9 protein-coding genes are annotated in these 11,966 nt (G+C 35.7%); all 9 read right to left on the bottom strand.

Going from position 1 to position 11,966, the window contains the following annotated elements:
- Positions 1–540 precede the first annotated feature (540 nt).
- Positions 541–2,379: an oligopeptide ABC transporter substrate-binding protein gene (locus tag C9J34_RS12875; RefSeq protein WP_107840384.1), complete on the bottom strand. Its 1,839-nt coding sequence runs from the start codon at positions 2,377–2,379 to the stop codon at positions 541–543.
- A gap of 396 nt (positions 2,380–2,775) precedes the next feature.
- Complete coding sequence (locus C9J34_RS12870; RefSeq protein WP_202973684.1) at positions 2,776–3,681, bottom strand: ABC transporter permease; 906 nt, start codon at positions 3,679–3,681, stop codon at positions 2,776–2,778.
- Positions 3,682–3,713: 32 nt separating this feature from the next.
- On the bottom strand, positions 3,714–4,676 hold the full coding sequence (gene opp4B / locus C9J34_RS12865; RefSeq protein ID WP_107840379.1) for an oligopeptide ABC transporter permease: 963 nt from the start codon (positions 4,674–4,676) through the stop codon (positions 3,714–3,716).
- 1 nt (position 4,677) lies between these two features.
- Positions 4,678–5,628, bottom strand: a complete 951-nt coding sequence (locus C9J34_RS12860) for an ATP-binding cassette domain-containing protein (protein WP_107840378.1) — start codon at positions 5,626–5,628, stop codon at positions 4,678–4,680.
- The gene (locus C9J34_RS12855) at positions 5,628–6,638 is read right to left on the bottom strand and encodes an ABC transporter ATP-binding protein (protein WP_107840376.1); all 1,011 of its coding nucleotides are present in this window, start codon (positions 6,636–6,638) and stop codon (positions 5,628–5,630) included. Before C9J34_RS12855 ends, C9J34_RS12860 begins: the two co-directional genes overlap by 1 nt.
- 701 nt (positions 6,639–7,339) lie before the next feature.
- Positions 7,340–8,812 carry an alpha-amylase family glycosyl hydrolase gene (locus C9J34_RS12850; protein WP_107840374.1) on the bottom strand — a complete coding sequence of 491 codons (1,473 nt, stop codon included), beginning with the start codon at positions 8,810–8,812 and terminating at the stop codon, positions 7,340–7,342.
- A gap of 222 nt (positions 8,813–9,034) precedes the next feature.
- Positions 9,035–9,403: a YisL family protein gene (locus C9J34_RS12845; RefSeq protein ID WP_107840371.1), complete on the bottom strand. Its 369-nt coding sequence runs from the start codon at positions 9,401–9,403 to the stop codon at positions 9,035–9,037.
- A 300-nt stretch (positions 9,404–9,703) separates the two neighbouring features.
- Positions 9,704–10,606, bottom strand: coding sequence for a fumarylacetoacetate hydrolase family protein (locus tag C9J34_RS12840; protein WP_107840369.1), 903 nt, complete (start codon positions 10,604–10,606; stop codon positions 9,704–9,706).
- A 58-nt stretch (positions 10,607–10,664) separates the two neighbouring features.
- Positions 10,665–11,837 (bottom strand): DUF418 domain-containing protein, encoded by a 1,173-nt coding sequence (locus C9J34_RS12835; RefSeq protein ID WP_238600648.1) that lies wholly within the window; start codon positions 11,835–11,837, stop codon positions 10,665–10,667.
- Positions 11,838–11,966: the final 129 nt, after the last annotated feature.

Below are 11,966 nucleotides of genomic sequence, written 5' to 3'. Positions count from 1 at the left end.
TTTCAATATATTTTAAATAATTTAAAACAGTATAATATAGGTTATTCAGATTTCATTCTATTTATGTAATTAGAAGTTTTTGTTCAAAATCCAATATTAATAAAACATTCAGAATATTACTTGATTTATTTTTTATGATTTAGCAATATTTTCTCTGTTAGCAGAAATATAACATCCAGTTACAATTATAGAAAACACTCAATTCCGATTTTGAAGAGAGACTCTGCATGATGTAGATTAGTTAATCATTGACACGTGTTGTAACGCTTTTAGATTACTATGAGCCGTTCCATGTCATACGCTATAATCACTTCATAATAAGATGGAAGCTTAATCGACGTTTCATTTTACGAGGCGGGACTGTTTGTTTTAAATAGTTGTAAATTGTCCCACGACTCAATTGATGTTTTTCGGCAATCTGCGTGGTACGTATATCTACTTGATTATCCTGTTGGATCCCTATAGTTCATGTGCATACCGGGCACACTTAAAAAACCCTCTCCTGCAAATGAAGGAGAGAGTTTTCTCTAAAAAAAATTATTATTTAACCGGTGTGTCTGCTACTAATTCTACTAATTCTAAGTTAGAAAGTGTTGTATTACCGTATTCAACGCTCCAGTTTTTCACACGTTTGTTAACTGGTGTAAGCTCTAAACGGTACATCATTGGTACAATTGGTGCCACTTCAGCCATTTCTTTTTCAAATGCTGCGAACTGCTCAGCACGGTAAGTAGCATCAAATGACTTGTTAGAGTCGATATTGCTTAAAATTGTTTGTAAGTTTTCTGATGTGTAACGAGAGAAGTTATATGCAGCTGTATGTGCATAAACACCAGATGGTGATGGGTTAGTACCTACGCCCCATGCAGCCATAAAGATATCGATGTTTGGATCATCAGCTTCTACTTTGTCATAGAATGAGTTAAACTCAATTGTACGACCATCTGTGTACACAACATTTAATCCAATTTCTTTCCAGTTTTGTAACCAGAATGCTGAAATTTGCTCAGCTACATCATCACCTGACATTGTAGCAAATTTAATTTCAAATGGCTTACCTTCTTTATCTTCACGGATACCGTCACCATCAACATCCACATAACCAGCGTCATCTAATAATTGACTTGCTTTATCTGGATCATATTTATATCCTTCTAAGCTTGCATCATGGAATGATGAGAATACCGGAGGAAGGATTGCATTTGCACGCTCACGTAAGCCATCATAGAATACTTCTGTTACTTCTTCAACGTTTAATGCATAAGCCATAGCTTGACGTAAGTTTACGTCACCCATTTTAGAATTTTCTAAATCAGTTGCTACTTCTTTTGTTTCTGTATCCCATTTCCCTACTTTAAAGCCTAGGTATGAGTAGTAAAGCTCTGGAACCGCTAAAACATCAATATTTGTTAAGTTTTCGATTTCAACATATTTTGAAGAACCGAAAGAAAGTGATACATCATATTCACCTGCTTCTAATGCTTTTGCAATAGATGCTGATGGTACTACTTTCACGATAACGCCGTCTAATTTCGGTTTACCTTTCCAGTAGTTTTCATTAGCTTTAAATTGTACAGATTCACCAGGAACAACACGGTCAATTACGAAAGCACCAAGTGTTACTGGATTTTTACGAATTGCATCATGCTCTACTAATTCTGCTACAGGAACATCGCTAAGGATATGGCTTGGCTCAGCATAAGTTAAGATGCCATCTCCACCAGAGAATAAACCTGGAGATACTTCTTTAAGTTGTAATTCTAAAGTAGTTTCATCAATCTTGTTAAGACCTGAAATTGTGTCAGCTGTACCATCATGATACTCTTCAGCACCTACGATATTACGGAAGAATGAGTTGTAACGTACACCTGTGTAATCTTTATGACCGATAATGTTATATGGTAACATTAAATCTTCAATTTTTAATGGCTCGCCATCAGACCATTTTACACCTTCACGAATTTTAATCGTTACGATGTTTGGCTCACCCTCTGTTAAAGTAAAGCTAGCGATTCCTTCATCAGTAAGTAAGAAGTCACCATCGCTTTTAAAAATACTGTTAGAAGCAAACTCCATTAAGTCTGCATCATATGCATCCTCATAAAGTGCATATGAGAAAATACCTTGGAAAGGCTCATCTTTCTGCATAGCTACCATTAATGTACCGCCTTCAATAGCAGTCCCTTCGTTTTCAACAGAAATCGAGAAACCATCTTCTTCTTGCTCAGTATTAGTTTCCTCATTAGTTGTTGTGCCACCGTCAGTTGTGCCACCATCAGTACCTTTGCCTGCGTCTTCTTTTTTATCTCCGCCACATGCAGCTAATACTAGCATTAGTGCAAATAACATTGTTAGAAGAGCCCAACGTTGTTTCTTCATTTTTTTTCCTCCCTTTTTTGCCTCAGCTAGAAATTGTACCTATAAACACTAGCCATATTTATCAAAACACACTTACCAACTACTGATAAATGTGATGGTACCACTCTCTTTTGTACTGAAAGCGTTAGCAACAACTCTTTTGTGCAAAAGCGAAGCGTCAGCTACAAGTACAAAACTCTTACTAGTATTCTAGTAAATCTTTCAAAAAAAATCAATTTTCAGTTTTTTCTGAATAAAATTAATTAATAGTTTTTTCAGAAAGCAACTATTTGAAATAACTTCTTTCATATCTTAACTACTTTATATGCAAAAAGTCTAGTATATTTTCATAATTTGCGTGGAAAATTTAGAAAATATTTTCTAAATCTCCCACGCACGCATTGGATTACATCGAAATTACCCTAGACGTTGCTTAGCATCTGCCGCACGGCGCAACGCTTGTCCAACATAGTTGATTGAAAGCATTAATATTAAAATAAATAATGCCGCTGGTAGCCATACCCACCAATATGTTGACATAACTAATGGATTATTAGCATATGCTACAAGTGTCCCTAATGAAGGTGTTGACGGTGGTAAACCGAACCCTAAATAAGTTAAACCTGTCTCAATACCGATATTCCCTGCAAAGCTTAGTGTTGCTTCAACAATTAAAATTGAACTAATATTTGGCATTACTTCTTTGAAAATAATAACAAAATCATTCGTTCCAAGTGTCTTTGAAGCATTTACATAGTCACGACGGCTTTCTGATAATGATTTTGAACGTATAAGACGTGCAATACCCGTCCAGCCAAATATACTAATAATAAGAATAAACGTAAATACAGTATATTTCGGTACAATTGTAATAAATACAATAATAATCATTAAAGATGGTAATGTAATAAAGAAGTCAATAATACGCATAAACATATTATCAATCCATCCACCGAAATAACCACAAGCTAAACCGATAAAAATACCTGTTATGCCTGTTATTAATGTAATGGCAATCGCAATTAATAACGAGTTTTTCGCTCCGATAATAAGCTGTCCTAAAATATCACTACCACCAATATCTGCTCCAAGCCAATGTGTAGAGCTAGGTGGTGCATATTTATTACGCAACGAAACTTTCATGACTTCTGCCGGATCAAAAAACAGTGATGCTATAAAAACGCCAAAAATCGTTACAACCATAACTATTAATGAGAACATCGCAACTTTATCTTTTAGAAACTCTCGCCATATAACCTGAAAGCCTGTTGGCGGAGCGCTTACGATTTCTTGCTCTTTTTTATTATCTTTCTCTTTAACCACTTTTTTCACCTCTCCTTAAGTTATTATTTTGTCTATTCAATCCTAATTCGTGGGTCAACAATACTCATAATAATATCGGATAATAGACTACCTAATAACGCTAAGAAACCATATAACATAACAAGCGCTGTAATAACACTATAGTCACGAGATGAAATCGATTGAATAAATAAGTGTCCCATACCTGGATATGCGAAAATTGTTTCAATGAAAATTGAACCGCCTAATAATCCTGTAATTGTAAAACCGATAAATGCCGCTACTGGTAATAGCGAGTTACGGAAAATATGTTTTGAATATACTTTGCGTGCTGGTACCCCTTTTGCACGTGCTGTACGTACATAATCCATGCTTTTTGCATCAACTACTTCAGTACGTAAATATTGGATAATCCCAGTAGTACCTAAAACAGCTGCTGTAAATGCAGGTAAAATCATATGGTAAACTTTACTCATATAGTAACCAGCTGTGCCTGGTGCTTCTCGAACATCTACTGAACCCGTTGTTGGGAACAAGCTTAGTTGGTAACCGAAGAAGTATAGCAAAATCAATGCTAATACGAATGTCGGTATCGCAAAACTAATAAAACTATATAAAACGACCCCTCTGTCAAACCAACTGTTATGGAAACGCCCTGCCAATACCCCTAATGGCACTGCGATTGCATAGAGCATAACAGCGGTTAATAACGATAACCAGAACGTATTCATCGCACGTTCACCGATTAATGTTGATACTTTTACTTTGTACGTGTAACTATTTCCAAATTCCCCTTTAAAAGCATTGCCCATCCAACGTACATATTGCTGATACCATGGATCATTTAAACCATTTAATTCACGCAATTCTTCAATACGTGCAGGATCTGTTTCTGGTGTGATTTTGCCTGTGAATGGATCACCCGGCATGTTTTTCGCCATAATAAAAATTAATAAACTCAGTATAAATAATTGTGGAATCATAATTAAAACACGTCGAACAACTGTTTTCCACATATTAATTGCCTCCCTTCAAAGCTGAAGAAGTTGCAGCGACAAAATGCGTATCTGAAATTGGCGATAAATTATACACTCGACCATTTTCATCAAAATACTGCTTATGCTCTACTTGATAGTTACGCTCTACTTCAATGCGCTCAAGCTTACGATCTTCGCGTCCATTTGGTGTAATATCTGGAATAGCCGATAGTAATCGTTTTGTATAAATATGTTGTGGATTCTCGTAAATATCATATTTCGTACCTGACTCTACGAAACGTCCTTTATACATAATCGAAATATAGTCACACATATGCTTTACCACACCTAAATCATGTGAAATAAATAAATAGCTTAAGCCATATTCGTCTTGAATATCTTTCATAAAGTTTAAAACTTGCGCTTGTACAGATAAATCAAGTGCTGAAACTGGCTCATCCGCAATAATTAATTTAGGATTTGTTGCAATCGCACGTGCAATACCAAGACGTTGCTTTTGACCACCAGAGAATTCATGTGGATATTTTAATTTTGCATCTTCAGGCATACCAACAATCGCTAAAAGCTCGCTAATTCTACGGCTTTCCTCCTGAGGTGTTAGCTTCAAGAAGTTACGAATTGGCTCTGCTAAAATATCTTGTACACGCTTTCTCGGATTCATACTAGAATGTGAGTCTTGGAAAATCATTTGAATATCACGGTTATAAGCAGAAGTACGATCACGACGCTTATTCGTCACATTTTCACCTTCATAAATAATAGAGCCTGCTGAAATTTTCTCTAAACCAATAATTGATTTACCTGTTGTCGATTTACCACAACCAGATTCCCCAACTAAACCATAGGCTTTCCCTTTTTCAAACTCCATTGAAATACCATCAACAGCATATACATTATCAACTATTGTATTAAAAAATCCACCGCGAATTGGGTAATGGACTTTTAAATCATTAATTTGCATAAAGCTCATTATGCACGTCCTCCTTCTTCGCCTTTAAAATAGAATTCTTTATAGCACGTACATCTTACGAAGTGATTTGGTGCTACTTCATGCAGCACAGGATCCTTCTCATGCGCGCTCTCTGGAATCCAAGAAATACGTGGTGAGAAACGACAGCCTTGACGTGGCAATTTTAATAAAGAAGGTACAATTCCTTCGATAACATTCAATTTCTTCCCGTCTGAATTCATCTGTGGAATTGAGTTAAATAACGAGCGTGTATATGGGTGTTTCGGATTATTAAACAATTCCTCTACTGGTGCCTCTTCGATAATTTGACCCGCATACATAACAGCTACGCGATCAGCTACTTCAGCTACAACACCTAAATCGTGTGTAATTAAAATAATGCCTGAGCCCGTTTCTGCTTGTAAGTCTTTTAGTAAGTCTAAAATTTGCGCTTGGATTGTTACATCCAAAGCCGTTGTCGGTTCATCCGCAATAATAATTTGCGGCTTACAAGAAATCGCAATCGCAATAATAACACGTTGTCGCATACCACCAGATAATTGGTGTGGGAATTGTCTTGCAACACGTTGTGGATTTGGAATTCCAACTTGCGCTAATAGTTCGAAAACTCGAGCTACACGTGCTTCCTTCGTTAATTTAGTATGGTAGATTAAAGCTTCCTCAATCTGCTCCCCTATACGCATTAATGGATTTAATGCAGAAAGCGGATCTTGGAAAATCATCCCTATATCCATACCACGAACATCGTTGAACTCTTCCTCGCTTAATTTTGCAAGATTTTTATTTTTAAATAAAATCTCACCTTGCACTCGCGTTTTATTATGGTCGTGAAGTCCAATAATTGATGTGGCTAAAGTACTTTTACCACAGCCTGATTCGCCAACAATCGCCAGGATTTCGTTTTTTCTTAATGTTAAAGACACTCCGTCTACAGCGTCGAAGTATGTATCTTTGATTCGAAAACCTGTATGTAAATCTTTAATTACTAAAAGCTCTTCTGACGTCTTCAAATTCTTTCTCCTTTCAAGCAACCAGTTGAGAATATTATGACAATTTACTATTCAGCAAAAATCAATCATTCTAAAACTGTTTCTTAATTCTTGTTGTATAATTTAAAAGCTGACTATACCGCTTCACATTATACTCTTTGTAAATCTTTAAAGTCAATATGTCCTTCTTTAGCTATTCTGACATAATATGATTCTAAATTTAAATAATATTTTTGACAAGCCTTTTTTATTTTTTTCTTACTTCATCACTTTAAAGTGCTAGTTAATGCCTTTTATTCTTCATTATCAACAAATTCCTTCCAATTCAAAAAATATATTAAAATAATGATAATATCCCTCTATAGATATAAGAATATTCAAACAATAGTTTTCTGTTTTGGCAATATCTGCGTTACACTGATTTTACATTCATTATTAGTGTCATGAAGTATCGTAATATATGTAACATAAAGCTTATTTAAATAATTATGAAAAAATAATATTTTCCCTTATTACTTAGTAACACGAAGGTTTATAAAGCTTTTATTTGTTTCTTCTTATTTATTATAAGAAGGCTCCTATTACATGTTATATTTCGCATACCGAACCAATATTTCTGCACGTTTCCAATATTTTTTATTTTAAATTTTTATTTTAAATTTTTTTCTCTCCATACAAAAAACGCCCTATCAATTCCCTAAAAAGGAATGATAAGGCATTTTTTATATCTCTGTATTCTCTTCTAAGTTACGTTTTTTTCGACCGCGTTTGATGATTGCAATGACAAAGATGACAAACAATACATAAACAATTCCTAATGCCACCAAATAGGGGATATTCCATCCGCGTTCATCGATAATTTGATAAACTTCTGAAACTTCTCGGTCTAGAACAACGATATATTCATCATCTTTATTTTGCTTTACAATTTCATTACTTAATACACCGCGCAGTTCTTTGTCTTCACCAATCTCAGCTGCAGTTAAAACAACTTGCTTCGTTTTACTCGTATTGTTTGTAATAACTAGCCACTGCTCTTCTTCAGATTTACGAGTAAAAGCAATTAATCCATTGTCATTTTCAACTAGGCTAAAATCGCCTTGGCGCATAGCAGCAGATTTACTTCGTATACTTTGCAAGTTTCCGATATAATCAACAAGCTCTTCCTCTGTTTTAAAATTATAAATTTGATGCGCTTGCTCACCTGCCACACCATTCATCGCAATTTCCGTACCATATTGTACAACTGGTACACCAGGCAAGAACATTATTGGTAGCAATGCTGTCTTTAAACGCGTTGGTGGGAACATTTTTTGCTCCGTTGCGTCCAATACAAAACGATTTGTTTGTAACGAGTCAATCATTAGTAGTGGTGCTACTTGCTCACCTGCTAAGTATGGTTCGATATGCTTTAATAAATCATTGGTTGGTAAATCTACATTTTTGAAGATATCACGATATATTTCAGCTGCATCTTCCGCAAATTTCGCATCAAAATTTGCCTCACTATCTTCATTTGTAATCACATACATTGCATTATTTCGTGTCTTCACAGCTTCAATTAAGCTATTTAAAAAGGCTGTATCTGCATCCCCAATATTCGTTAAACGAATACCACCAAAATTATAGCTCTCAACGAACTGCATTAGGGCTTCCTCTAAAGCAGCCTGTACTTCCAAATTTGTTAAATCCCATTGTACAAGCTCTTCATGTTGCGATTTAATCCAAGCTTGCTTCGCTGGGTCTTGCGCCCACTCATGATTAACGCTGACATTCGATAGTGGGAAATCCACCATTATTTGAATACCTTCTTTATTGTAGGCCAGAATTAAATCAGCTAATTCCTGCTCCGTTCCAAAATGAGGTTCAAGGTTTTCATAGCTCGTTGGTGTCCAACCGTCATATGTTTCGGTTGTAAACACTGTCCCGATCGAGGTAATAGTAAAGCCCATTTTTTTTATTGTAGGAAGCTTTTCAACTAAACCGGCAAAATCCCCACCAGCAAATTGCGTTGCATCTTGTCTATCTACATTTATATCGTTTTGCGCTGTTTTGTTAAAATAGCGGTCAACTAATACATCATATATACTTTCATCTGCAATTGTTCGTGCCTCATCTGCATAGCTAACGATCGATAATGGCGTTAGTAATAAGATTGCCACGATTATCGCAGAAACCCATTTCATCATTTTCATTTAAAGTTCTCCCCTAGTTAACAGTAGTTCATCGTCATTTTACCAAACTTCCGAACCCTTTTTCTATTACAATACTGTAAATTAAATTGAAATACGGCAAATACGTGAACAAAAGCGATAGGCTGCGCCAATAAAGTGGTAAAAAAACGCTCATAAAACCCAGAAATTGATCAATTAATAAAAAATGCAGAGACATTTTACTTTGTCTCTGCACCTTTCATTTTAGAAATTCATACCGATTCCTGTCGATAACCCTAAATAAAGCGTTACTGCTAATACGATTGCAAATAATGCCCAAAACATCGTTGTTGGCTTGCCCTTTTTCTTACGCACTAAAATCATTTCCATAAAGCCGATGACAAGTATGCCAAATAATACTTTCATATCATAGTACATACCGCTCTCTGCGATATTGCTGCGCCACTCCATAAATAATGCGCCGCCAGAAATAATAATTAAAATGTACATAACACGTAATGCCATATGTACGCCTTTATTTGGCTTACTTGCTAATGCAGCAATGAAAAATAATACAAGTGCAAGTACCCATGTCGTAATATGAAGATGTGTTGTGCTCGTTAAAAAACTCATTGTATCCCACCTCATTTTTTCTCTTCATGACATATCCTATCATGTGAGATGAGTAGTTTCAATGAATATGGTGCCAGGCACACACACAATTCTCACACAATTCCAAAGAAAAACCTGAACGACAATGAAACATTAATTGTTTCAAAACCTTCAGGTTCTTCATGATTTATTTATCTCATACTTAACAATCTTTTGTGTACCGAAAGCGTAGCGTCAGGTACAGACTATGAAGCTCTTAGTTTGTGTTCCTTTATCATCAATCAGTGGGATTGAGAAACTTCCACTGATTAAAGGCTCACTTTATGCAAAACGATTTGCTAATGTACCAATTCCTTCAATTGAAATTTTCACTTCATCGCCAGCTTTTAAATATGTTGGTGGATTCATGCCTTTACCTACTCCTGCAGGCGTGCCTGTTAAAATAATATCGCCAGGCTCTAACGTCACATATTTTGATAAAATCGCAATTAAGTCTGCTACTTCAAACATCATATCTTTTGTTGAACCATTTTGACGCACTTCACCATTTACTTTCGTTACAATTGACAGTACTTGTGGATCTGGAATTTCATCCTTTGATACTAAGTATGGCCCCATCGGACAAGCGCTATCTAAGCTTTTGCCTAAGAAAAATTGCTTATGCTTTTCCTGTAAGTCACGCGCTGTAATATCGTTGGCAATTGTGTAACCAAACACATAATCATAAGCCATGCCTTTCGGAATATCTTTACCGCGCTTCCCAATAACGACTGCTAATTCACCTTCGTAATCTAGCATTGTCGTTTTCTCTGCATGAACTGGTAATGTTGTTTCATCCGCAGCGATTGCTGTAGGTGCTTTTGTAAAGACAATGATATCCTCTGGTGCTGCATCTGCCCCCATTTCTTTCGCATGATCATCATAATTTTTCCCTACACATAAAATATTTTTCGGTGTGCGCGGGATCGGGGCTAACCATTCGATCTCATTAAATGTATGTTTAAATTGCTGCGCATTTTCGCTTTTTTGTGCGGCATCTACTAATTTTCTTGTTTTTTCTACAAAGTCAAAGCCTAATGCAATACCATCAATAATCGTTGACGGAAAAGAAGGAAAAACTTGTAGTGCTTCTTGTATTGCTAACACATCCCAAACCGCTTCTTCTTTTTTTACTTTCGGTCCAAATTTTACTTGTTCATCTAATTTAAAAGATAATAATTTCATAATTGTGTTTGCACTCCTTCTTTTTTATACATCATACATCATTATGCAACAAAAAGCCTTATTTTTCTGATAATTTTTTACCGTAAGTCAATCTTTTTATAGCAGCCTCAAGTGGTCCTTGCGAAAACTTCGATAACCATAGCTCTGCAATAATCAATTGTGTAGCAAAAATACCTAACGCGATATACGTGCCCATTTCGACAGTCATTTTTCCATACAATCCAAGCCCAAAGTTATAGAAAATAAAAGTACCAATAATTGACTGCATAATATACATTGTCATCGACATGCGCCCTAGCTTCGCAAACGGTGATAACACCTTCAGTGCGAATGGCAATAAACAAATAACGATAATCACCGCCATATAGCCGATTGCTAAAATTGGTCCTCCGACAACTACTTTTACATAGTCTAATAGATGCGTATGTGTAAACATGTATGGTGCACTTTTAATAAATAAGCCTAAACCTATACCCACTACAGCTAAAATCAGCCACATCACTTTTAGTTCTTTTGCTCGTTCAATTAAACGCCACTTCGCTGCGGCTGCACCAATGAGCATATATGGCAATATCGTAAATAAGGACATAAACCACATACCGAAACCCATTTGTACAGATAGATCAGCTAGGCGTTGCGTAAATGCATCCATCCATGTACCTGTGCCATATGCTGTAATCGCATTTTGAATCATTATAATATCCACTGCTCTTGCTTCAACTTCCGAATTTAACATGCCCATCATGGACAAGACGAATAGCATAAAGCCATGGAACAGCCCATTTAACATGATTGCAATAGTAATCATCCACGGACTTTTCAAACGTATTAACACAATTAAAAAGAAACCGCAAAATGCATAGGTAGCTAAAATATCGCCCCACCAAATAAGAAAGGCATGTAACAAGCCAATTACTAATAAAATAATAAGGCGCTTCGGTGCAAATTTATAAAAATTTATACCCGTTTTTTGCGACTTTATATATTGCATCGCTAATCCATAGCCAAATAGCATGGAGAATAGCGGATAAAAGCTACTTTGCACATAAATATCTAATGTTTGCTGCCAAATAATATCCTTTGCTTCAGTAAACCAATGAAGCGTATCGATATGTGGTTGCGGTAAATAGAAGCCAAACATATTTACTAGTAAAATACCTAGTAAACTTACACCGCGTAAAATATCAATTGTATGTACCCGTTCATGCATTAATGTAGGTTGAAATTTCACAATTATAGCTCCTTTGATAAGGCCATCTGAAAAGTAGAATAACACACCACTTTTCAGATAACAATTTTCTGTTTTGTGGAGCATACTTACCATTCAGAAAAATGACTTTAGCCTTTAAATAGTTGAAAA

The organism is Metasolibacillus meyeri (assembly GCF_003049505.1).
In the GTDB taxonomy this organism is placed as follows: domain Bacteria; phylum Bacillota; class Bacilli; order Bacillales_A; family Planococcaceae; genus Metasolibacillus; species Metasolibacillus meyeri.
Note: the sequence above shows the minus strand (reverse complement) of the source record. Positions and strands in the feature narration are given on the sequence as shown.